General features: G+C 72.3%; 13 protein-coding genes. All 13 read left to right on the top strand.

Annotated elements, in window-relative coordinates; all coding sequences use genetic code 11:
* The first annotated feature begins 37 nt into the window (after positions 1-37).
* The 13 genes from OG900_13425 (at position 38) to OG900_13365 (ending at position 23549) form a co-directional block, all read left to right on the top strand.
* Complete coding sequence (locus tag OG900_13425) at positions 38-868, top strand: L-ribulose-5-phosphate 4-epimerase (protein ID WUH91001.1); 831 nt, start codon at positions 38-40, stop codon at positions 866-868.
* Positions 865-2370 carry an L-arabinose isomerase gene (araA, locus tag OG900_13420; protein ID WUH91000.1) on the top strand — a complete coding sequence of 502 codons (1506 nt, stop codon included), beginning with the start codon at positions 865-867 and terminating at the stop codon, positions 2368-2370. Before OG900_13425 ends, araA begins: the two co-directional genes overlap by 4 nt.
* Before the next feature lie 94 nt (positions 2371-2464).
* The gene (locus OG900_13415) at positions 2465-3787 is read left to right on the top strand and encodes a hypothetical protein (GenBank protein WUH90999.1); all 1323 of its coding nucleotides are present in this window, start codon (positions 2465-2467) and stop codon (positions 3785-3787) included.
* Positions 3784-5106: an MFS transporter gene (locus OG900_13410; GenBank protein ID WUH90998.1), complete on the top strand. Its 1323-nt coding sequence runs from the start codon at positions 3784-3786 to the stop codon at positions 5104-5106. The genes OG900_13415 and OG900_13410 overlap by 4 nt, the downstream gene beginning before the upstream one ends.
* Before the next feature lie 128 nt (positions 5107-5234).
* A complete protein-coding gene (locus OG900_13405; protein ID WUH90997.1) occupies positions 5235-5723 on the top strand; it encodes a YbaK/prolyl-tRNA synthetase associated domain-containing protein in 489 nt (162 codons plus the stop codon).
* Positions 5724-6166: 443 nt separating this feature from the next.
* On the top strand, positions 6167-14194 hold the full coding sequence (locus tag OG900_13400; GenBank protein ID WUH90996.1) for an alpha/beta fold hydrolase: 8028 nt from the start codon (positions 6167-6169) through the stop codon (positions 14192-14194).
* A 37-nt stretch (positions 14195-14231) separates the two neighbouring features.
* Positions 14232-15422: a kinase-like protein gene (locus tag OG900_13395; GenBank protein WUH90995.1), complete on the top strand. Its 1191-nt coding sequence runs from the start codon at positions 14232-14234 to the stop codon at positions 15420-15422.
* Positions 15419-17338, top strand: coding sequence for an FAD-dependent oxidoreductase (locus tag OG900_13390; GenBank protein ID WUH90994.1), 1920 nt, complete (start codon positions 15419-15421; stop codon positions 17336-17338). The genes OG900_13395 and OG900_13390 overlap by 4 nt, the downstream gene beginning before the upstream one ends.
* Before the next feature lie 77 nt (positions 17339-17415).
* On the top strand, positions 17416-18396 hold the full coding sequence (locus OG900_13385) for an NAD(P)-binding domain-containing protein (GenBank protein WUH90993.1): 981 nt from the start codon (positions 17416-17418) through the stop codon (positions 18394-18396).
* 105 nt (positions 18397-18501) lie between these two features.
* On the top strand, positions 18502-19953 hold the full coding sequence (locus OG900_13380; protein WUH90992.1) for an aminotransferase: 1452 nt from the start codon (positions 18502-18504) through the stop codon (positions 19951-19953).
* Positions 19954-19985: 32 nt separating this feature from the next.
* Positions 19986-21443, top strand: a complete 1458-nt coding sequence (locus OG900_13375; GenBank protein ID WUH90991.1) for a diaminopimelate decarboxylase — start codon at positions 19986-19988, stop codon at positions 21441-21443.
* Between the two features lie 127 nt (positions 21444-21570).
* Positions 21571-22500 (top strand): class I SAM-dependent methyltransferase, encoded by a 930-nt coding sequence (locus tag OG900_13370; GenBank protein ID WUH90990.1) that lies wholly within the window; start codon positions 21571-21573, stop codon positions 22498-22500.
* The gene (locus OG900_13365) at positions 22497-23549 is read left to right on the top strand and encodes a TauD/TfdA family dioxygenase (GenBank protein WUH90989.1); all 1053 of its coding nucleotides are present in this window, start codon (positions 22497-22499) and stop codon (positions 23547-23549) included. Before OG900_13370 ends, OG900_13365 begins: the two co-directional genes overlap by 4 nt.
* The last annotated feature ends 21 nt before the right edge of the window (positions 23550-23570 follow it).

Below are 23570 nucleotides of genomic sequence, written 5' to 3'. Positions count from 1 at the left end.
GCGCTCACTATGAGAGACGAGACCGAGGTTCTTCGCCATGAGCAGCAGTTCTCCCGCGTCGCCGGGCGCTGTCGCGCGTCTGCGGGCGCAGGTCAGTGATTTGCATCAGGAGTTGGTTCGGTATCAGTTGGTGGTGTGGACGGCTGGGAATGTGTCGGCTCGGGTGCCGGGTGCGGATCTGTTCGTGATCAAGCCGAGTGGTGTGGATTATGAGCGGTTGTCGCCGTCGAACATGATCGTGTGTGATCTGGACGGTGGGGTGGTGGAGGGTGGTGGGTTGGCGCCGTCGTCGGACACGGCGGCGCATGCGTATGTGTATCGGCATATGCCGGAGGTGGGGGGTGTGGTGCACACCCATTCGACGTATGCGTGTGCGTGGGCGGCGCGTGGTGAGGCGGTGCCGTGTGTTCTGACGGCGATGGCGGACGAGTTCGGGGCGGAGATCCCGGTGGGGCCGTTCGCGTTGATCGGGGACGACTCGATCGGGCGGGGCATCGTGGAGACGCTGCGGGGGCATCGCTCGCCGGCGGTGCTGATGCGCAACCACGGGGTCTTCACCGTGGGCGGGGACGCGCGGGCGGCGGTGAAGGCGGCGGTGATGTGCGAGGACGTGGCGCGGACGGTGCACATCTCCCGGCAGTTGGGTGAGCCGGTGCCGATCGCGGGGGCCGATATCGACCGGCTCTACGACCGCTACCAGAACGTCTACGGCCAGCCCGCACCCGCACCCGCACCTGTATCCGTTTCCGAGGCCGCCCCCGCACCCGTGCCCGTGCCTGTTTCCGAGGCGGCGCCCGCGCCCATCGCCGGCGAGCCTGTCCCTGCTTCTGATGTGTCTTCCGGTATCGATCGAGGAGCCAGTGCATGAATGCCGTTCCCACTGCCGAGGTGTGGTTCCTGACGGGTAGTCAGGGTTTGTACGGGCCGGAGACGTTGGCGCAGGTGGCTGAGCAGTCGCGGGAGATAGCGGGGCGGCTTGCGGGGTTGGCGGGTGGTCCGGTGCGGGTGGTGTGGAAGCCGGTGCTGACCGATGCCTCGGCGATCACCGGTACGGTGCTGGCGGCGAATGCCGATGAGGGGTGTGTGGGGCTGATCGCGTGGATGCACACCTTCTCGCCGGCGAAGATGTGGATCGGTGGGCTGGATCTGCTGCGCAAGCCGCTGCTGCACCTGCATACGCAGGCCAATGTCGAGTTGCCGTGGTCGACGATCGACATGGACTTCATGAACCTCAACCAGGCCGCGCACGGCGACCGGGAGTTCGGGTATGTCCAGTCCCGGGTCGGGGTGGTCCGCAAGACCGTTGCGGGGCATGTCTCGGATCCGCAGGTCGGGGCGCGGATCCATGCGTGGATGCGGGCGGCGCTGGGGCGGGCGGCGTTGCGCGGGCTGCGGCTGGCGCGTTTCGGGGACAACATGCGCGATGTCGCGGTCACCGAGGGCGACAAGGTCGAGGCGCAGCTCCGCTTCGGGGTGTCGGTCAACACCTACGGCGTCAACGACCTCGTCGAGGCGGTCGACGCGGCCTCCGAGGCGGAGGTGGGCGCCCTGGTCGAGGAGTACGCGGGCACCTACCGCCTGGCACCGGAGCTGGCATCGGGCGGGGACCGGCACGGCTCGCTGCGCTATGCCGCCCGGATCGAGCTGGGCCTTCGGGCGTTCCTCGGCGGCGGCGGCTTCGGGGCGTTCACCACCAACTTCGAGGACCTCGGCGGGCTGCGGCAGCTGCCGGGCCTGGCGGTGCAGCGGCTGATGGCCGACGGCTACGGCTTCGGCGGCGAGGGCGACTGGAAGACCGCGACCCTGGTCCACACGGTCAAGGCGATGGGCGCGGGGCTGCCGGGCGGCACGTCGTTCATGGAGGACTACACCTACCACCTCGCGCCGGGGAACGAGTTGATCCTGGGCGCCCACATGCTGGAGGTCTGCCCCACCATCGCGGGCGGGCGGCCCAGTTGCGAGATCCACCCGCTGGGCATCGGCGGACGCGAGGACCCCGTCCGGCTGGTCTTCGACGCAGCCCCCGGCCCGGCGGTCGTGGTCGGGCTGGCCGACATGGGCGACCGCTTCCGCCTGGTCGCCAACCGCATCGAGATCGTCGCCCCCCTCGAACCCCTGCCCGCACTCCCGGTCGCCCGCGCGGTCTGGCGCCCCGAACCCGACCTGCGCACCTCCACCGAGGCATGGCTGACCGCCGGCGGCCCCCACCACACCGTGCTGTCCACCGCGATCGGCACCGAAGAACTCACCGACCTCGCCGACCTCCTCGGCACCGAACTCCTCATGATCGACGCCGACACCGACCTCCGCCAATTCACCAAGGAAATCCGCTGGAACCAGGCCTACTACCACCTCGCCAGAGGCCTATAGCCTGCGGCCTGTGGGACGGGATACGGTCCCTGTTACACTACGCGGGCTCTGTCACACGGAGCGTCACGATCACCCAGAGAGCTTGGAGAGCGACATGAGTAGGCCGAGTGTCCTGTTAGTCGGGGCCGACCAGTATGTGCTGAGGGCCTGCGAGCGCCATCAGGTCGATGCCGTCGTGATCGCCAACTCCGGCTCGTACGACTCGGGTCGGGTGCGGCTCCCCACCGGCGGCCGGCTCATACGGGTCGACGACGTGACCAACGTCGAGGACATACTCGGCGCCCTGTACCGCGAGGGCCTGGGCGACCTGAAGTTCGACGCGGTGCAGACCACCTGGGAATACGCCGCCGTGACCACCGCCGTCCTGGCCCGCGCCCTCGGCTGTCGGACCATAGACCCGGTCACCGCCCTGCACTTCCGCGACAAGTCCCTCCAGAAGGCCCGCCTCCGAGACGCCGGCGTCCCGGTCACGCGGGCCGTCGTCGTTCCTGACGTCTTCGATGTCTCCGACGTCGCCTTCGACTTCGAGCGCGCCGTCCTCAAGCCCATCGCCGGCGGCGGCACCACCTCCACCAGTGTGGTCTCCTCCCGCAAGGACCTCGAAGACGCCAGCCGCGCCTTCCGCGAGCAGAAGGAGACCAACCGGACCTTCCTGCTGGAGGAGTTCGTCGAGGGTGACGAGTGGATGGCCGAAGGCATCGTCTTCGGCGGCGAGGTCATCTTCTTCGGCCTCGGCGCCTACACCGAGCCCTGCCTCGAAGCCGTCACCGGGCAGGTGCCGATCTCGCTGCGCCGCCTGGACCCCACGCAGGAGGCCGAGGCCTACGCGAGCGCCGAGCCCGTGGTGCGCGCGGCCATCGAGGCGCTCGGCCTGCGCGACAGCGTCTTCCACATGGAGCTCTTCCGTGAGCCCGGCACCGGCCGCATCGTCTTCAGCGAGTGCGCCGCCCGCCGCGGTGGAGCGCTCACCCAGGAGCAGGTGCTCGCGAAGTTCAACGTGGACCTCGCCGAGGCCGCCCTGCTGTGCGCGCTGGGCCGCCGCCCCGAGCTGAAGGTCGTCGTCACTCCCGACGTCATCGGCTGCGTCGGCTTCTACGGCAGCGCGGGGACGGTGATCAGCTACCCCAGCCCGGACGAGCTGATCGCCGAGCCCAACGTGGAATTCGCCCAGACGTACGTGCCGCCGGGCGCCACGCTGTCCACGAAGTTCTCCGCCTCCGCCGACATGCTCGGCGCGATCCTGCTGGCCACCGAGACCGTCGAGGACTTCGACAAGCGGGTGGTGGAGCTGCGCAGTTGGATCGGCGACCGGCTGGTCGTCGCGGAGCCGAACCTCAACAGCGGCCAGCGGTGGGCCTGGCAGCGCGCCAACTGGCCCGACCGCGAATACCGCGACTGGCTCTACGAGGGACGGTGAAGCGTGCGGACGCCTCCGGTGGTACGACCGGAGGCGGGGCCGCCGCAGACCCGTCAGGCCCGCAGCCCCGATTAGCCGGCCCCGCGCCGGGCCTGCTGCGGGCGGCGGTCCGCCGTACCCTGCCCGACCCCGGGCCGCAACGCCTGCTCGCCGGGGCTTCGTTCGCCGTCACGGTGGGCGGCGGCATGCTGGCGGGGACGAGCACGCTGTATCTGACCCGGATCGTCGGCATGTCGGCGGTCCGGGTCGGGCTCGGCCTGACCGTCGGCGCCGTGCTGGGGCTGGTCTTCGGGCCCTACATCGGGCACCTGGCCGACCGGCGCGGCCCGCGCGAGGTGCACGTCGTGACGATGCTGTGCGGGGTGGTGGCCACCGCGGGATTCGTGGTGGCCCGCTCCTTCTGGCTGCTCGCGCTGGTCTCGCTGCTGGTCACCGCCGTCGGCACCGGCGCCACGGCCAGCCGGGCGCCGCTGATCCGCGCGCTGGCCGGGGTGAACGCGACGGCGTATCTGGCCTACCAGCGGGCCATCACCAACGCGGCGATCATGCTGGGCGTCCTCATCGGCACCGTGGGCATCCAACTCGACTCGGGCCCGGTCTACGTCGGCCTGATCCTGGCCGCCGCGGGCACCTTCCTGGCCGCGGCGGCGATCCTCACCCGGCTGCCGCACGTGCCGCCGCTGCCCGCCGACCGCGCGCGCAGCAAATGGGCGGCGATGACCGACCGCCCCTATCTGGCCGTCATGTTGATCAACGGCGGGATGTCGCTGCACCTGGCGATACCGACCTTCGCGCTGCCGCTGTGGATCGTGGACAGCACCTCGGCGCCCCGCGCGGCGATCACCGGGATCATGCTCGTCAACGGTGTGCTGGTGGTCGCGCTCCAGGTGCGGGTCAGCCGCGGGGTCACCGATCCGCGTACCGCGGGCCTGCGGATGCGGTGGGCCGGGGCCGCGCTGATGGTCTCCACGGTGCTCATCGGCGCGATGTCCGGGATGCCGTGGTGGTCGGCGCTGCTGGTGCTGCTGGTCGCGACCGTCGTCTACACCTTCGGCGAACTGTGGCAGTCCGCCGCTTCGTTCGAGCTCGCCTTCGGGCTGGCAAGACCGGACCTCCAGGGTCAGTACGCCGGGGTCTTCGGCCTCGGCGCCGGGGGCGCGAACGCCGCGGCACCGGCCGTCCTGGCGGCGATCTGCCTCGACCACGGCGCCGCGGGCTGGATGACGCTCGGAGTGCTGCTGCTCGGCTTCGGCGCGCTGACACCGCGCGCGGTGCACTGGGCGGAACGGACCAGGACAGCAGCCCCGTTGCCCGCCTGACGCCATGTCGGATCGGGTATGCTCAACAACTCCGCAAGCAGGCACGCCGCGATTTCCCGCACAGCATTCCGTGCGCCGGAAATCCCCCCGGCGGGCACACATTCTCCCGTCAGAAAGCAGTGGCACCGATGGCCTCCGAGGACGTGTACGGCAAGCTGATCACCCTTCTCGACGAGCGGGGCGCCAGCTATCGGGTCATCGAGCACGAGCCCGAAGGCGTGACCGAGGCGGTGAGCCGGCTGCGCGGCCACGACCCGCGCCAGGCGGCGAAGTGCATCGTCATCATGGTGAAGGTCGGCAAGAAGGAGAAGCGCTATGCGGCGGCGGTCCTTCCCGGTGACCGCCGGGTCGACTTCAACCGTATGAAGGCGCTGTGCAATGGCACATACGCCTCCTTCGCCACGCCGGAGGTCGCCGAGGAGCTGGCGGGCACCCCCGTGGGGACCATCCCGCCCTTCTCCTTCGACGAGCGGATGGGCCTGTTCATGGACCCTGAACTGCTGGAATTCCCCGAGGTGTTCTTCAACGCGGGCCGCCTCGACCGCACCATCGCGCTGTCCACCAAGGACTACCTGGCCATCGCGAACCCGCAGATCGAGCCGATCACCCAGGCCTGAAAGCCGATCATCCGGGCTCGAAATGACGATCACCGGTCCGAAGGGACGATCTTCCCGGCTGGAATGAACGATCATCCACGGCCCGGAATGGACGATCATCCACGCCGAAATAGACGATCTTCCGGGCCGGAATAGACGATCATCCGGCCGGGAAAGGACGATCACTCGCGCCCCGAAAGGGTGATCACGCCGGTCCGAATGGACGATCTTCCCGGCCGGGGAGGATGATCGCTGTGGCCCGAAATGATCTGTTCAATTGCGGTCTTGACGACGAGTGCCGGCCGCTGTAAAAATATCGCCAGTTTTCAGCGTGCAGCGCGGGAGCCCCCTCCGGGTCCTGACGGTTTCTGCTCTCCTGTACTTCCGGCGCCGTCGCTTATGGCACACGCATAGCCGAGGGCTTGGCAAGGTTGCACCGTATTGATAGGTCAGGGGAAAGCGCTGTGCTGCGTTCCACGAAATCCAAGGGTCCGGCGGGCCGTGTCGAGCCTGTCGTCCTCGCACCCCGCGAGGACGTGGCCTTGCGCCTGTTCGCCTTTCCGCATGCAGGCGGAAACCACACGGCCTTCCAGGACTGGCCGGCCGGACTGCCGGACGACGTGGAGATCGTCAGCTACACGCTGCCCGGCCGCGGCCGCCGCCACGGGGAGGCCCCCCACGAGCGGCTGGCCGACCTCGTGGACGACCTGGTCGAGATGGTCGAACTCCACGACGACGGCGCCCCCTTCGCCTTCTTCGGCCACAGCTTCGGAGCCCTCGCCGCCTACGAGGTCTGTCGCCGCCTTGTCGACCTGCGCCGCCGATGTCCGGGCCTGCTGATGGTCTCGGCGCACCGGGCGCCCCACCTCCCGCCGGACCGACCCGCGCACGCGCTGCCCCACGAGGACTTCCTCGAAAGGGTGCGCTCATGGGGCCTGATCCCCGAGGAACTCCTGGTCGATGACGAACTGCTCGACCTCGTCCTCCCCCCGCTGCGGGCCGACTTGCGGCTCGACGAGGACTATGCCCCGCCCGCCGGCGGCCGGATCCCCGTCCCCTGCGTGGTCTACGGCGGCAGCGAGGACCGCACGGTGGCCCGGGAAGACCTGCTGGCCTGGCGGGACCACGTCGAGGACGGCGCCCCGGTGGAGATCCTCCCCGGCGGCCACTTCTACACCGTCGACTCCAGGACCGCCCTCCTGGCCGACCTCACACGGCAGTTGGACCGGTTGCGTACGACAGCGGGCCCGTCCGTCAGCACCCCGGGCAGCCCGTACCCGCCGCCGGACCGCAGCTTATGGGCCCGGTTCAGCGAGCAGGCCGACGCCGACCCCGACGCCCCCGCCCTCAGCGACGGCCCCCGCTCCTGGACTTACCGCGAACTGCGGGACAGCGCGCTCGGCCTCGCCGCCGAACTGGCCGCGCGCGGCGCCGCGAAGGGCGACGTCGTCGGCCTGCTCCTGCCGCACTCCGCCGAATACTGCGTCGCCCTGCTGGCCTGCTTCGCCGCGGGCACCCCCGCGTGCCTGCTGGAGAAGAACTGGCCGCCGTCGCTGCTGGCCGGCTTCCTCGCCAACGCGGGTGTGACCACCGTCGTGACCACCCCCGAGCTGGTCGGGCTGCTCCCCGACAGCCACACCACCGCCGAGCGGCTGCTCGTCCTGTCCCCGGACCGGGACGGCACCGCAGCCGCCTTCGAACCGCCCGACGTCGAGCCGTCCGCCTTCGAACCGCCCGACGTCGAGCCGTCCGACATCGCCCTGATCTCGATGACGTCCGGCACCTCCGGCACACCCAAGGCCGTGCTCAACACCCATCTGGGCTGCCTCTACTGCTTCGACGCCCGCTACGCGCTCTACCCGTACGAGGAGTCCTCGCGCGACGGCCTCAACGTCTTCTTCGCCTGGGAGTGCCTGCGCCCGCTGCTCCAGGGCCGCCCCGCCACCGTCGTGCCCGACGACCACGTCTTCGACCCCGTACGGCTGGTCGGCACCCTCCGACAGGAGCGCATCACCCGGATCGTGGTGCCGCCGTCGCTCTTCGAGAGCGTCCTCGACCACCCCGCCGCCGGACCCGGGCTCGCGGAGAGCCTCGCCCACATGGAGATCGTCTTCCTCATGGGCGAGGTCGTCCCCGCCCGGGTGGTCGACAAGGCGGCCGCGCTGCTGCCGCCGCACGTGCGGGTCGTCAACGCCTACAGCACCTGGGAGAGCCTCGACGTCTCCTTCGCCGACCTGCTGCCGCGCCCGCCCGGAGCGCCCCCCGCGGGCGGCTCGTCCTGCGCGCCGGTCGGCCGGGTCATCGACGGCACCGCCGCCGCCCTCCTCGACGCCGACGGCTCGGCGGTGCCCTACGGGGGAGTGGGCGAGCTGTACGTCGCCGGGCCCGGCGTCGCCACCGGCTACCTGGACGACCCGGCCAAGACCGCGGAGCGCTTCGTGCCCTGCCCGCCCGTGCTGGCCGGCTCGCGCTTCGCCGACCAGGTCTTCTACCGCACCGGCGACCGGGCCAGGTTCCTGCCCGGCGGCGCGCTCGAACTCCTCGGCCGAACGGGCGATGTGGTCAAGGTGCGCGGCTTCAAGGTCTCACTGCGGGCCGTCGAGGCGGCACTTGAGGACCAGGAGGGCGTGGCCCGGGTGATCGTCCGACCGGTGCCCGACCCGCGCACCGGCCAACCCGCCCACCTGCTGGCGTACTTGCTCGGCGACGACGGCATGCCCTCCTCGACGCTGCTCGCCCGCACCCGCCTCAAGAGCGCCCGCGACCTGCCCGACTACGCCAGGCCCCGGCATGTCATCGGCCTCGACGCGCTGCCCTTCACCCGCAGCGACTCCCGCAAACTCGACCTGTCCGCGCTGCCCGCACCGCCCGAGGAGCCCGCGCCCTCCGCCGCCGGGCCGCTCACCACCGCGGAAGAGCGCGTCGCCGAGGCGTGGAAGGAAGTCCTCGGCCTGCGCGCCGCCGCCCCCGACGACAACTTCTTCGACGTCGGCGGCGACTCCCTCAGCGCCGCCCGGCTGTCCGGGCTCCTCGCCGAGCGGTACGGCATCGCACTGCCGGTGGTCGACGTCTTCCAATACGCCACGCTGCGCGACCTCGCGGCCCGCTGCTCCGGCGCCGCGGCTGACGCGGAGCCCGCCGCCTCGCGCCCGCGCCCGACCGGCGACGGCGGCACCCGTATCGCCGTCGTCGGCATGGCAGGCCGCTTCCCCGGCGCCCCCGACATCGACGCCTTCTGGGCGAACCTCACCGCAGGCACCGACTCGCTGACCAACTTCACCGCCGAGGAATTACGGGCCAAGGGCGTCCCCGAGGAGGTCGTCTTCCACCCGCAGTGGGTGCCCGCCGCCCAACTCCTCGACGACGCGGACGCCTTCGACGCCGAGATGTGGGGCATCGGGCAGCGCGAGGCCCTGCTCATGGACCCGCAGCACCGGCTCTTCATCGAGGTCGCCGCCACCGCCCTGGAACAGGCCGGCTACGCCCGCCGCGACAACCCCTACCGCCGCCGCACCGGCGTCTTCGCCGCCTGCGGCATCGACGGCTACCTCATCCACCACCTCGAAGGCGGCGGCCTGCGGGCGCCGTTGGACCCCGCCGCCGTCTTCCTCACCGAGATCGGCAACGAGAAGGACTACATCGCCACCCGCGTCGCCTACCTCCTCGACCTCGGCGGCCCCGCCGCCACCGTCACCTCGGCGTGCAGCAGCGCCCTGGTCGCCATCGCCCAGGCCGCCCAGTCCCTCACGACCGGCCAGTGCGACATGGCCCTCGCGGGCGCCGCGTCCCTCAACTTCCCCAACTTCGGCTACCGCTACGAGGACGGCCTCGTCGGCAGCACGGACGGCCGGGTGCGCCCCTTCGACGAGGCCGCGAGCGGCACGCTCTTCGGCGACGCGGTCGCCGCGGTGGTACTCAAGCGCTTAGATGACGCCCTCGCCGACGGCGATCACGTCTGGGCCGTCCTGTCCGGCTACGGCGTCTCCAACGACGGCCGCATGAAGGCCGGTTACACCGCCCCGAGCGCGCGGGCCCAGGAGCAGTGCATCTCCGACGCCATCGCGATGGCGGGCATCGGCTCCGAGCAGGTCTCGTACGTCGAATGCCACGCGACGGCGACGCACGTCGGCGACGCGATCGAGATCAAGGGCCTGTCCGACGCGTTCGCGCGGTGGCGCGGGTCCTCCGACGCGGTGACGGGCGGCTGCGCCCTCGGCAGTGTGAAGGGCAACATCGGCCACGCCAACTGCGCGGCGGGCATCACCGGCTTCGTCAAGACGGTGCTGTGCCTGCACCACGGCGAACTCGTCCCGACGGTGAACTACCGCACGATGAACCCGAAACTGGTCGACCTGATCGACCGCGACGGCTCGCCCTTCACCGTCCAGACCCGCCACGAGCCCTGGTCGGTGACGAACCCGACCACGCAGCTCCCCCGCCGAGCCGGCGTCTCCAGCTTCGGTATCGGCGGCACGAACGCCCACGTGGTGCTTGAGGAGGCCCCGCCAGTCCAAGAGGCCGCGCTTGGGGGGCGCGGGTTGTCGTCGGCGGAGGACGGTGGCCCCGTCCGGCCGGGCCCGGAGGGCGTTGTTGAGGGGCGCGGGGAACTGCGCGACCAGCCCCCACCGGGCCGCGGGTCGGCGGCGGCAGAGGGGGGCACCCCGGAGCGTCCTGGGCCGCCGTCACGTGCGCGGGCGTTACACCTCGTCACGGCCTCCGCGCGGAGCGAAACCGCGCTGCGCCGCGGAACCGACGCGCTGACCGCCCTCTTCGCGGACCTGCCCGCCGAGCAGACCGCCGACGCGGTACGCGCGTGGCACCTGACCCGGGAGGCTCACCCTCTGCGGCGGGCCGCCGTGCTGAGCGCCGCAGGCGGGCCGCGGGAGTGGCTGCCCAGGACAAACCCCCTCGGCGCCCGCGGCGCCACCGTCGCCTTCACCTTCTCCGGGCAGGGCTCGCAGACCCCCGGCATGGCGCGCGACCTCTACCAGGGCCGGGCCGACGGCGGCCGCTTCAGGCGGCACTTCGACGCCGCCTGCGCCGCCCTCGCCGTGCACCTCGGCACGGACCCCGCGCCGCTCGTCCTCGGGGCGGACGCCACGTCCGTGCGGCGTCCGATCGTCACGCAGTGCGGGCTCTTCGCCGTCGAATACGCGCTCGCCGGCACCCTTGTGGACCTCGGTGTGCGACCGGTCGCCGTCGCCGGGCACAGCATCGGCGAATACGCGGCCGCCGCGCTGTCCGGGCTGCTCACCCTCGACGAGGCGGCGCTGCTCGTCGCCGTACGGGCCCGTGCGACCGAGGAGTTGGCGGGCGCGGACGGGGGCCGCCTCGGCGGCATGCTCAGCGTCGTAGGCGACGAGGACCGGCTTGAGGAGTGGCTCGCCGACAGGCCTGGGCTGTGGACCGCCGCGCTCAACGCCCCCGGCCGCACCGTGGTTTCCGGCGCCCCGGACGCCCTGCGCGCGGCAGCCGCCGAACTGCCGCCGCTCGGCTTCACCTGCCGGGCCGTCCCGGTGTCCCACCCTTTCCACAGCGCCCTGATGGCGCCGGTCGCCGCCCGAATCGACGCCGTCGCCGCGGACCTGCCCGCCCGCGCGCCCGACATCCCGACCGCGAGCAACCTCACCGGCAAGTGGATCGACGCCCGCCACCGCCCGGAGACGTACTGGGGCGAGCACGTGACGACGACCGTGCGGTGGCGCGAGGACGTGGCGACGCTGCTCAAGTGGTCACCCGACGTCATCCTTGAGGTCGGGCCCGGGGGCGTCCTGACCGCGCTCACCGCCAAGTGTCTGGACGCCGGCACGGATTCGGCGCCTCTCGCACTCGCTTCCCTGCCGCATGCCGCCGACCCCGCCGAGGACGACGAGGAGGCGCTGCTGTCCGTGCTGGGCGAGTTGTGGTGCCACGGCGTGGACCTGGACTTCGCCGCCCTGCACGAGGGCGAGCCGGCCGGCAGCCCCGCTGTACGGCTGCTGCTGCCGACGTACTCCTTCGACCGCACCCGCTACTGGACGAAGCCGGAAGCCTCGCCTTACGTCGGACGCGGCGCCGCGAAGCCGCCGACCGCCGGGCCGCTGGTGCGGCATGTGGACAAGCCCGCCGCCCACACCCGGCTCTACTGCTTCCCCTACGCGGGCGGCGACAGCACCGCGATCCGATCCTGGGCGCACGCGGCGCCCCCGTGGCTCGACATCGTGGCGGTCGAACCGCCGGGCCGGGGAGGCCGGTCGGCGCTTCCCGTCCCCACGGACGACAGCGAGGACATCGCGCTGCTCGAAGTCCTCGCCGACGCGTTGCGTGCTGACGCGGGGGAGGCCGCCGTCGCCTTCTGCGGGCTGAGCTTCGGCGCCGCGCTCGCCCTCGACCTGCTCGGCGGGCCGCTCGCCGACTGGTCGGCGGCAGGCCGCCTCACCGCCTTCTGCGCGGTGGGCCGCGCCCCGCTCGGCCCGGTCACGGCGGGACCCGAAGTCCCCGTCGACTCCTACCTGATGGCCCCCGACGAGCTGCGCGCCGACCCGAACTGGCAGCGGACCGTCCTCCCCCTGCTCCGCGCCGACCTCGCGTGGGACGCCCGCACCGAACACCGCGTCGCCACCCGCGACGTACCGCTCCGCGCCCCCCTCCAGGTCCACTGCGGCACCCTCGACCCGTCCTTCCCGCCGGAGGCGGCCCCGCTGTGGTCCGCGGCCACGTCAAGCCCCCTGGTCGACATCGAGATCCACCCGGGCGAGCACGACTTCATGCTGCGCGAACGGGACGCGATCCTCACCCGCCTCACCTCCTTCCTCACCCGGCTGGCCCCCCGCGACCCGGGGGAGGGCGCGGGCGCCTGGGACGGCCGCCTGCACGAAGTACGCTGGGCGCCACTGGGGCCCGCGCGGCCGCGCGTCGCGGTTCAGGAGTACGCGCCTGCCGGCCCGGCAGACGGGCCCGCGGCCTCCGCGCCGGACGGCACCGCTCCGGCGGACGTTCCTGCCCGTGCGGACCGCCACGCCCCGCCGACAGGCGGTGTCCCGTGGGCTGTTCATGACGACGCGCATCCCGCCGGGTCCGCACGGTTCCTGCGGGGGGTCCTCACCGGGCCCGACCGTCATGCGGCTCTGGTCTGCCCGCCGCCCGGCGGGGTCGACGCGCAGGCGTACTGCGCCGGGTTCCTCGACGTCCTGAAAGCCGTCGCCTCCGCGGAAGCCCGTGGCGCGCTGACCCTGCTGCTGCCCGCGCTCGGCAGCAGCGGCCTGGTCGCGGGGCTGACGCGTTCGCTCGAACTGGAGGAGCCGGGGCTGCGGGTGCGGCGGGTGTTCGTCGACCGGTGGCCCGCGGCCGGGTTGGACGGCACGGCCGCCGGGCGGCTGCTGGACGCGGCGTCCGCGCACCCGGCGGAGCCGGATCTGCTGCTACGGGGCGGGCATCTGCTGGGCCGCCGGTTGGCGCCCGCCGTCCTCCCCGCGCTGCCGCCGGGGGCCCTGGGGGGCGGGGCCGAGGGCGCGTACCTGGTCACCGGTGGGACGGGCGGGATCGGGCGGGTCGTGACCGACTGGCTGATCCACACCCAAGGGGTCGCCCCGGAGCGGGTGATCGTCACCGGACGGACCGCGCCCGTAGCACGGACCGGGCACGTAGAGCTGCGCAGGGGCGTGCGCTTCCTGGAGTTGGACCTCTCGGAGCCCTTCGAGGCGGACGCGGTCGCCGCCCTGACGGGACCGCTCGCCGGTGTCTTCCACCTGGCCGGGGCCCTGGACGACGGGGTGCTGCGCAACCTGGACGCCGACCGGCTCGGCGCCGTGCTCGCGCCCAAGCTCGCGCTGCCGCGCGTCATGGAGCTGGCCGGGCGGGGCGGGGCCGGCTGGGTCGCCGCCTTCTCGTCCACCAGCTCCCTGCTCGGCGCCGCCGGGCAGGCCAACTACGCGGCCGCCAACGGCTGGGCCGACGCGCACGCGGTGTGGGGGCGGGGCGAGCCGGGACCGGACCTGGCCATCGTCAACTGGGGGACCTGGGAGGGCACCGGGATGGCCGCGGGCCACGCGAAGGCGGGCGAGGCGGCCCGCGGCGGCGGCGAGACACCGCTGCCCGCAGGGACGGCACTCGCGCTGCTCGGGAAGGTCGTCGCGGGCCTGCTCTCGGGCGGTGCCCCCGCCCGCGGTCTCGCCGTCTGCGACATCGACTGGCCCGACTCGCCCTGGGCCGGCAGCCCCCTGGTGGCCGCGCTGCCCGGCGGCGGCCGACCCGTTCCCGTCGAGGCCGCAGGCGGGAGCGCTGCCGCTGCCGCCGCCGACGGAGACGACGACGCCGTCCGCGCTTTCCTCCGCGCCTACGTCCACCGCTGGGACGAGTCGCGCGGGCTGGGCGAACTCGGCCTGGACTCACTGGACTTCGCCCGCATCCGCGGTGACTTCGCCCGGCTCTTCGGAAAGGACGTGCCCTTGTCCGCCATCGCCAAGCCCGATCAGCGGCTCGGCCAGCTCTACGCCTTCCTGTCCGAGTGCTGACCGCAAGCGAACGTCCTCATCCCGCGGGAGGCCGCCGATGTCCGTGACCGAAGGAACCCCGGCCGCCCCCGCCGCGTCGGCCGACCAGCCCGCCCCCGTCGCGGCAAGCGCCGAGTCCGTCCGTGACGGCATCGACCGCCGCCTCGCGCCCGTCCTCCGCGACCTCGCCGCCGGGCGCCGGCCCCGGCCCTCCCAGCTGGCCGACCTGGCCGCGGCGGCCCGAGCCGACGCCGTACAGCCCGCGTTCGCGCCCCGCGGAGCCGAAAGCGGGGCCGAGAGCCCCGAAACCCTCCTCGCGGAGCGCGTCGCGCTGATGCCGCGGGTGTGGGAGCCCTTCGCCGCCTGGTGGCGCGGGTATTTCCCCGGCAGCGACCCCGCCGGCGCCGCGCTCGCCGACCTGTGGCGGCTCTACCTCCCGCTCGCCCAGTGGATCACCCGCGAGAAACGGGCCCGCCGCCCCGGCGAGTTGTTCATGGCCGGCTTCAACGGCAGCCCCGGCGCAGGGAAGACGGTGCTGACCAGTGCCGTGGCCGTCGTGCTCGACCAGCTGCTCGACCCGCGCACCGAGGGGCGGGCGCTGGCCCGCAGCGGTGACGACTGGTATCTGCCCAAGGCCGACCGCGAGCCGCTGCGCGCCCTCGGCTGGGACCCGGGGCCGCCCGGGGTGTCCAACCGGTCGCTGCCCGGCACCCACGACATGGACTGGCTGCTGCGCAATCTGCGCGAGATGGAGCACAGCACACCGGACAGCACCCTCGCGCTGGGCAATTTCGACAAGAAGGCCGACGACCAGCCCAGCGGCCCCGACGCGGCGTTCACCGTGCGGGGCAAGGTCGGCGTCCTCCTGTTCGACCTGTGGTTCGCGGGCGCCGAGACGGCCGTGGACCCGCTCGCGCTGCCCGACGGGCTTCAGCGCAGGGTCGCCGAGCACCTGCCGCGGTGGCGCCCGGTGTTCGAGCGGATGGACGCCCTGTGGGCCTACGACTGGCCGTCGTTCGAGCAGATGGCGCGGGAGCGCGAGGCCCAGGAGCGGCTGGTCGAGGCCCGGCACGGGCGGCGCGGCATGTCGCCCGAGCACATCCGCGCCTTCATGGCGTACATGACGGAGCAGAGCTGGGATTGGCGTACGACCTCGCCGATCCCCCCGGACCGGGTGGTCACCTTCCGCGCTTGGCGGGACGCCGGCCACCGAGTGATCGCCGTACGAAAAGGAGCCCGAGCAGCGTGAGTCAGGCGCGAGGATCGTCTTCCCCCACCCAGCCGGCGGAACACCGGCCCACGGACTGGGCGTTCGCCATGTCCGACGTCGTCCGGCAGTACCGCGAACTCGTCGACGAGCAGCACAGCGACCCCGGTCTCGTGCACGACACGCTGGTGATCGGCGGCGGGGCCGCCGGCGCCGGGGTGCTGCGCGACCTGGCCTCGCGCGGCAATGCCAGCGCGCTGCTGGTCGACCGCGGGCCCTTCGGCGGGCAGACGTCCAGCAAGACCGGCAAGGCGATCCACCCGGGCATCCGCTATCTGCGGATGGCCTTCCACCGCGGGCTGCTCGCCTTCCACCTGCGCAAGGACCCGAAGATCAGGCAGACCATGGCGCAGAACCTGCGCGGAGCGTGGCTCGACCTCCAACTGGTCTGGTACGGCACGCGGGAGCGGAAGATCCTCATCGAGACCGCCGACCAGACGGTCGAGGAGATCCCCAACATCGTCTTCGTGCTGCCCGACAGCCCGGAGAAGAAGTGGGCGGTCTTCTTCGGGATCTCGCTCTACGACCTCTTCACCACCGTGTGGGCGTGGTGCGGCCTGGTGCCGCGGTTCAGCCGGGTGAAGCTGTTCTTCAACGGCAAGGCCCTGCACCGCGAACTGCCCAACCTGGACGCCCCGGACGTGGTCGGCGGCATCCTCTACTGGGACGGCAAGGCCAACAACGACAAGATCCTGGTCCTCAAGGCGATCAGGGACGCCTACTACCGGCGGACCGCCGCCCACCCCATCCGGGCGCTGAGCCATGTCGAGGTCGAGCACTACGAGTGGCGCGAGCAGGCCGGCGCCCCCGGCGGCGGCCACTTCCTGGTCACGCTGGCCCGCCGCTTCGACCACGACGAGCTGCCCGAGCGGGTCACCGTCAAGGCGCACACCCTGACGAACGCGGCTGGACCGTGGGTGGACCAGGTGCGCAACCGCACCGAGCAGCCCGACGGCAGGCAGTCGGTGGTCTACTCGCGCGGCACCCACCTGGAGGCCACCAACCGCTTCATCCACGAGAGCCTGGCCGCCGACCCGAGGCTGCAGGTCGGCCTGGTGCCGCTGAACGCCGAACGCCAGCACTATCTGCGGCCGTTCAGGCAGCACGGCATGTGGTACGTGCAGTGCACCACCACCGACCGGGCGCACACCGACCCGGACCTGGTGGTGCCGGAGAAGGACGAGATCGAGGAGCTGCTGCACTCCTACAACGCCCTGGTGGACGACCGCTGGAAGATCACCCGGCGGGACATCTTCAACGTCTTCTGCGGCATCCGCCCGCTGGCCTCCGGCGACGGCGGGAAGATCGCCGTCCAGGACATCTCCCGGATGTTCCGGATCACCCGCAGGGAGCAGGGCGGCGGCCCTGTCTTCGACATGGTCAATGTCAAGCTCACCGAATTCCGCTGGGCGGGCCGCGAGGTGGGCGAGCTGATCGCCAAGGAGGTCCGGCGCAGGACGTCCAAGGTGCTCGGCCGCTCCAGCACCCGCCGGCTGCCCTTCCTGAGCGTCCCCGGCGAGCAGCGCTTCACTCCCGGCGGGTCGGAAGGGCAGTTCGGCGGGCGGGAGTTCGTGTCGCAGAAGGTCGAGCACTACGTACGGCACCAGATGGCCGGCGGCTACGAGGACTACCTGCTGAATTCCGGCGGCATCAGGGAGGCCGTCGTCTTCGACGACGACGGGCGCTGCGACCTCGACCTGGCGGTGCTCGACCTGGTGCTGGACGAGATGACGACGCTGCTGGGCTGGGACGCCGACAGGCGCCGGGCCGAGTGGGAGCGCTTCGCCGAGGTCTACGGCCGGAACATGGCGTGGGCCGACCTCGGCGAGAGGGTCCGCGGCCACCAGCCGGCCGGACCGCTGAGCGTGCCCGGAGCCGCCGCCGGCGGTCCGGAGTGAGAGCCGCGGCACCCGCGGCCCGAACAGGGCCGCCGCCGCGAGCACTTGCACCATCTCCCAGGTGAGAGGGGTCAGGCGTGTACTTCGAGAAGGACGCAAGTCTGCACGACATCGAGGGTGAGGTCGTGGCCGTCGTCGGCTACGGAATCCAGGGCAAGGCCTTCGCCGCGAACCTGCGCGACAGCGGTGTGCCCGTCGTCGTCGGCAACATCGACGACTCCTACCGCGAGGCCGCCGTCGCCGACGGCTTCGACACCCGGACGATCGCCGAGGCGGTCGAGGCCGCCTCGATCGTGCTGCTGCTCATCCCGGACGAGGCCCACCAGGAGGTCTACGACACGCAGATCGCCCCCGGCCTGCGGGACGGCGACCTGTTCGTGCTGGCGCACGGCTTCTCGCTTCTCTACGAGCGCATCACACCGCCCCCAGGCACCGACGTGGCGCTGCTGGCGCCGAAGATGTTCGGCAAGCCGATCAGGCAGCGCTACAAGGACGGTTCCGGGGTGCTGGCCTTCCTCGACGTGGTCGAGGACCGCACCGGGCGGGCGCTGGCCCGCATCCTCGCCGTCGCCAAGGCGGTGGGCTTCACGCGCTACGGGGTGCTGCCGGTGCCGCTCGCGACCGAGACGGAACTCGACCTCTTCCAGGAGCAGTTCCTCACCCCGCTGCTGCTCGACGCCTTCCGCACGGCCTTCGAGGTGCTGGTCGACGCGGGTTGCGACCCGGTCCCCGCGCTGCTGGACATGCACGCCTCGGGGGAGATGGCCGAGATGATGGTCGAGGCGGCCACCACCGGGATCTACGAGGTGATCGAGGAACAGGGCTCGCCCACCTGCCGCTTCGGCGTCCAGAAGTACCTGGGCACGCTGATGGGCCCCGAAGTGCGGGCCAAGGGGATACGGATACTCGCCGAGATCAGGAACGGCGGCTTCGTCGCGGAGCTGAGCCGGGAGGCGCAGGCCGGATACCCCAGCCTCGACGACTACGAGGCGGCGTACAAGGCGGCCGCCATGACCCGGGCCCACGACCGCTACCGGGCCATCCTCGGCAAGCCGTGACCACGCCGGCCGGCCGGGTCCGCCCCGGCCGGCCACCGGCGCAACGGACCACGGCCGGCCACCGGCGGCAGCGGCGCAACAGACCACGGACGACAAGGAGCGGCAGTGACCGTAGAGCAGCACAGCGCACCCGCCGGGCAGGACGGCGCACCAGCCGGGCACGACCGCACGGCATCGGCGCACGGCCAGCTCCTGGCGAAGGACGCCCGCCATGTCCTGCACCCCTGGGCGGACCTGAGCACCCTGGGCAAGGAGGACTCGCTGGTCATCAGCGGCGCCCAGGGCGTCGAGGTGGTCGACAGCCAGGGGCGGCGCTACCTCGACGCGATCGGCGGCATGTGGTGCGTGACCGTCGGCTACGGGCGCGAGGAGCTGGTCGAGGCGATGGCCGCCCAGGCGCGCAGGATGCCGTACTTCACGCCGTTCGGCGATGTCGCCAACGAGCCCGCCATCGAACTGGCCGCGCAGCTCGCCGCGTTGGCGCCCGGCGACCTGAACCGGGTGCACTTCACGACCGGCGGCTCCACCGCCGTCGAGTCAGCGGTGCGCATCGCCCACCTCTACAACGCGGCAAGGGGGCTGCCGGACAAGCGCCATGTGCTGTCCCGGGTCGACGCCTACCACGGCAGCACCTACCTGGCAGCGTCGCTGTCCGGCAAGGAGGCCGACCGGGTCCGCTTCCACTACGAGGACCGGTGGGTGCACCACCTGGAGAGCCCCGGCTACGACCCCGACAACTCCCCGCTGTCCGCCGCCGACCGCCTCGCCGGGCTGATCGCCGGGATGGAGGCGGCGATCACCGGGATCGGCCCGGAGAATCTCGCGTGCTTCATCGCCGAACCCGTGCTGGCCTCCGGCGGAGTGCTCGTCCCGCCGCCCGGATACCACCAGGCCACCCGGGAGTTGTGCCGCAGGCACGACATCCTCTACATCAGCGACGAGGTCGTCACCGGCTTCGGGCGGCTCGGCCACTTCTTCGCCTCCCAGGACAAGTTCGGCATCGTCCCGGACATGATCACCACCGCCAAGGGCCTCACCTCCGGCTACCAGCCGCTGGGCGCCGTCCTGATCTCCGACCGCGTCGCTGACGTGCTCACCGAGACCGCCGACCCGGGGAAGCCGGTCTTCTCCAACGGCTTCACCTACTCCGGGCACCCGGTCGCCTGCGCCACCGCGCTCGCCAACATCGAGGTGATGCGCCGCGAGGACATCTGCGGCCACGTCCGCGAGGTCGGCCCCTACTTCGTCAACCGGCTCCGGGAGCTGCGCAGTTCGCCGATCGTGCACGCGGTGCGCGGCGACCACCTGATGGCCTGCGTCGAATGCCACGTCCCCGGCGAGACCGGGCCCACCCCGCGCAACATGGCGCTCGCCCACCGGGTCGACACGTACTGCGAGGCCGGCGGCCTGCTCGTGCGGCCCTACGAGAACCTCTGCATCATGTCGCCGCCGCTGGTCGTCGGCAAGGACGAGATCGACCGGATCGTCGACATCATGGCCGCCGCCCTCGCCCGAGCCGAAGAAGACCTGCGGGCGGGGACCGTCGACGCCGGCTAGTTCCGCGCACCGAATCCACGTGGAGATGACCTATGGAAGCACTCCGGACCGTCCTGGACTGTCGCGGACTGACGACCGCGCTGACGGTGTTACGGGTCAAGCAGGCCGTGAGCGCCGGCAAGGCCGCCGACGCCCCGCTGCAGGTGCTGCTGGGAGCGCAGTGCCGCCGTGAGGAGGTCTCGCGCGCGCTCGGCGCGACCGCCGCCCGCGTACGTTACGTCGGCGAGTCGGACGCCGGGCCCGGCGAGACCGCCGAGCGGCCGCAGCACCCGCCGGAGGACCCCTGGTGGAAGCGCGGCGACCTGCGCTACGACCAGGGCAGGCTGCACCTCGGCGGAGTCGACATGGACCAACTGGCCCGCCAGATCGGCACACCCGCCTACGTCTGCCGGGCAGGACGGGTGCGGGAGAACATCGAGCGGCTGTCCGCCGCGATGGCGGGCGCGGGCCTGGACCACCGGATCTACTTCGCCATCAAGGCCAACCGGTCTCCGGCACTGCTGACCTACCTGCGCACCCACGGCCTGTGCGGCGTCGACGTCTGCTCCACCGGCGAGTTGACGCACGCCGTGGGCTGCGGCTTCCCGCCCGACGCCATCTCCTTCACCGGCACCTCCCTCTCCCGCCGCGACATCGAGGTGCTGTCCCGCTTCACCGACCTGCGGATCAACTTCGACTCGGTCTCCGCCCTCGACCGCTTCGGCCGCGTCTGTCCCGGCCGCGACGTCGGCCTGCGGATCAACCCGGCCGCCGGCGTGGGCTACCAGGGCGACGAGCGGCTCAGCTACAGCGGCGCCGCCACCACGAAGTTCGGCATCTACCGCGAGCACCTCGCGGACGCCAAGGCGGTCGCCGAGCGGTGGGGCCTGCGGATCGTACGCCTGCACCTGCACGCGGGATGCGGCTACCTCGACGGCGAACTGAGCGAGCTGGAGGCGGCCTTCGACTCGGCCGACGGCTTCACCGCGGAGCTGCCCGACCTCGCCGAGATCAACATCGGCGGCGGCCTCGGGGTGCCGCACACCTCCCACGACACGTCCCTGGACCTCGACCGCTGGGCCGCCGCCGTCGCCCGCCGCTTCGCGGGCCGCGGCCTGGTCGTGGCCGTCGAACCCGGCGACTACCTCGTCAAGGACGCCGGGCTGCTGCTCGCCACCGCGACCTATGTCGAGCGGCGCCGCGAGGTGCTCTTCGCCGGCCTCGACGCGGGCTTCAACCTCGCCGTGGAGCCCGCCTTCTACGGGCTGCCCTGCGAGCCCGTCGCGGTCGCCCCGCGCTGGGAGGAGGGCACCGAGACCTACACGGTCGTCGGCAACATCAACGAGGCCCTCGACCAGTGGGCGGTGGACCACCGCATGACCCGGCTGCGTGAAGGCGACCGCGTCGCCCTCATCAACTCCGGCGGCTACGCGTCCTCGATGCGCTCCGACCACTGCATGCGCGGGGCGGCGGGCGAGGTGCTGCTCATCGACGAGCAGCAGCCGCGCTGATCCGCCGCCCTGACCCGCCGCGCCGACCCGGCCCGCTCACGGCCCCCGAACCCCCGCAGGACCCCCGCCGATCTCACTCACGCCACAACCGCGCGGCCGACCGCGCCCACACGGAGGAATCCCGGACATGCATCTGGTCAACGACCGCCCCGCCACGGGGCCCTTGCAGCTCGACGCCCCCGAGGCGGTGCCCGACTACGCCTTCGACCCCACCGACCCCTGGACGCTGGCCTTCCAGGCCGGGCTGGAAAGGGCCGGGCTCAGCGGCCGCCGGGTCTACGAAGTGGGCGTCGGCAGCGGCGCCAACGTGCTGTTCATGCTGCGGGACTGCGCCGCGGCACTGGTGGCGGGCAGCGACCTGGACCCCAGGCTGCCGGTGGTGGCGCACGCGCTGCTCACCGCCGCCGCGCCCGAACTCGCCGACCGCTTCCGGCCGGTGCACGGCCCGGTGAGCCTGCTCGACGTCCACGAGGCCGTCACCGAGGCCGCCGCGGCCGACGTGGTGGTGGCGTGCCTGCCACAGGTGCCCGACCCCTACGACCCGATGTACGCGCAATTCCGCACCGCCCAGTTGAAGACGGCGGCCCACGCCGGCGACCGCGGCGAGGACCACGTCGCCCACTACTACCCCTGGGCCGCCTTCGACGACCACCCCTTCAACTCGGTAGGCATGGGCCTGATCGAGGCGCTGCTCACCCGGCTCAAGGCGGTCGCGCCGCGCGCGGAGGTGGTGCTCAACCTCGGCTGCCGGATCGGCAAGGCGACCCTGGTGCAGGTCTTCCGCTCCTACGGCTACCGGACCGAGGAACTCGCCTCGCGCATCGTGCGCCAGCACGCGGGCACCGATATCTCCTTCTTCGTCGCCCTGGAGGCCGCGATGCGCGGCACCGGCTACGAGCAGGACGTCCGCTGCGAGTTCTACGCCGACCCCGCGGGCCGCTGCCGGCTGTCCGCCCGGCAGGCCAAGGCGCTGCTGGACACCGACCCGTCCGCGCCGGTCTACCACGAGATATGCGTCCTGCGCGGCCACCCCCAGGCGACCGGGGACGTACGGTGAGCGCCCGCACCGGCGCCCCGCGCTTCCGACTCGCCGACCCCTGCACCCCCTTCAGCCTGCCGATCAGGAACCGCCCCTTCCTGGCCGGCTCCGCCCACCCCAGCTTCCCCGAGCGGATAGCCGACGCCGGCGGGATGATCCCGGTCCTGGAGGCCGACGCCCCCGACGACGTCGCCGACGACCTGCTCGCGGGCGCGGTCCGCGAGGTCGTGGACGCGGAACTCCCGCTCAGCGGCGGCGTATTGGTACGCGGCCTGCCGCTCACCGACCGGCCGGGCTTCGAGCGGCTCGTCACCGGCCTGGGCTACGAGGGCCTGGGCTACCGCGGCGGCATCGCCGTACGCAAGAACGACTCCGACGTGGCCCTCAAGGCGAGCGAGGAGGACTCCCGGATCACCCTGTCGCCGCACAACGAGATGGCCTACCTGCCCCACTTCCCGCGCCGCATCTTCTTCTTCTGCGAGGCCGCCGCCCCCAGCGGCGGCGAGGTCCCCGTCAACGACATCCGCGAGACCGCCGCGGCCATCCCGCCGGACATCAAAGAGGCCTTCCGCGCACGCGGAGTGCGCTACCACCGCACCCTCGCCAAGGAGTCCGGCCCCGGCGCCACGGGTTGGGCCGACACCTTCGGCACGACCGACCGCGCCGAACTGGCGGACCACCTCGCGGAGTCCGGCTACGCCTTCGAGTGGGGCGTCGACGACGTCCTGCGCTACCACTACCGCCGCGAGGCCTTCGCCGCGCACCCCGAGACCGGCGAGGAGCTGTGGTTCAACCAGGTGACCGAACTGCACTGCTCCTACTGGCGCTCCCACCCCGACTTCGCCGCCGACCTGCCCGCGCGGGACTACCCGGCGACGACCACGTACGGTGACGGGATGCCCTTCGAGGAGGACGAGGTCTCCTTCCTGCGCGGGGCGCTGTGGCGTACCACCAAGGCGGTACGGATGATCCCCGGCGACCTGCTGGTGCTGGACAACCAGGTCGTGCAGCACGGCCGGATGGCGTACCGGGGCACGCGCCGCCACTACGTCAGCCTCAGCCGCTGAGCAGCGGCACGACAGCCAGGG

It is taken from the genome of Streptomyces sp. NBC_00433, from assembly GCA_036015235.1.
Classification (GTDB): Bacteria; Actinomycetota; Actinomycetes; order Streptomycetales; family Streptomycetaceae; genus Actinacidiphila.
The sequence above is the reverse complement of the archived record's forward strand: the minus strand, read 5'-3'. Positions and strand labels throughout refer to the sequence as shown.

What these genes read in the sequence shown, in the direction of transcription:
- OG900_13405 (WUH90997.1), top strand. Translation starts at nt 5,235, where the DNA reads ATGGCCTCCGAGGACGTGTACGGCAAGCTGATCACCCTTCTCGACGAG.
- OG900_13395 (WUH90995.1), top strand. Translation starts at nt 14,232, where the DNA reads ATGTCCGTGACCGAAGGAACCCCGGCCGCCCCCGCCGCGTCGGCCGAC.
- OG900_13370 (WUH90990.1), top strand. Translation starts at nt 21,571, where the DNA reads ATGCATCTGGTCAACGACCGCCCCGCCACGGGGCCCTTGCAGCTCGAC.
- OG900_13415 (WUH90999.1), top strand. Translation starts at nt 2,465, where the DNA reads ATGAGTAGGCCGAGTGTCCTGTTAGTCGGGGCCGACCAGTATGTGCTG.
- OG900_13375 (WUH90991.1), top strand. Translation starts at nt 19,986, where the DNA reads ATGGAAGCACTCCGGACCGTCCTGGACTGTCGCGGACTGACGACCGCG.
- araA (WUH91000.1), top strand. Translation starts at nt 865, where the DNA reads ATGAATGCCGTTCCCACTGCCGAGGTGTGGTTCCTGACGGGTAGTCAG.
- OG900_13425 (WUH91001.1), top strand. Translation starts at nt 38, where the DNA reads ATGAGCAGCAGTTCTCCCGCGTCGCCGGGCGCTGTCGCGCGTCTGCGG.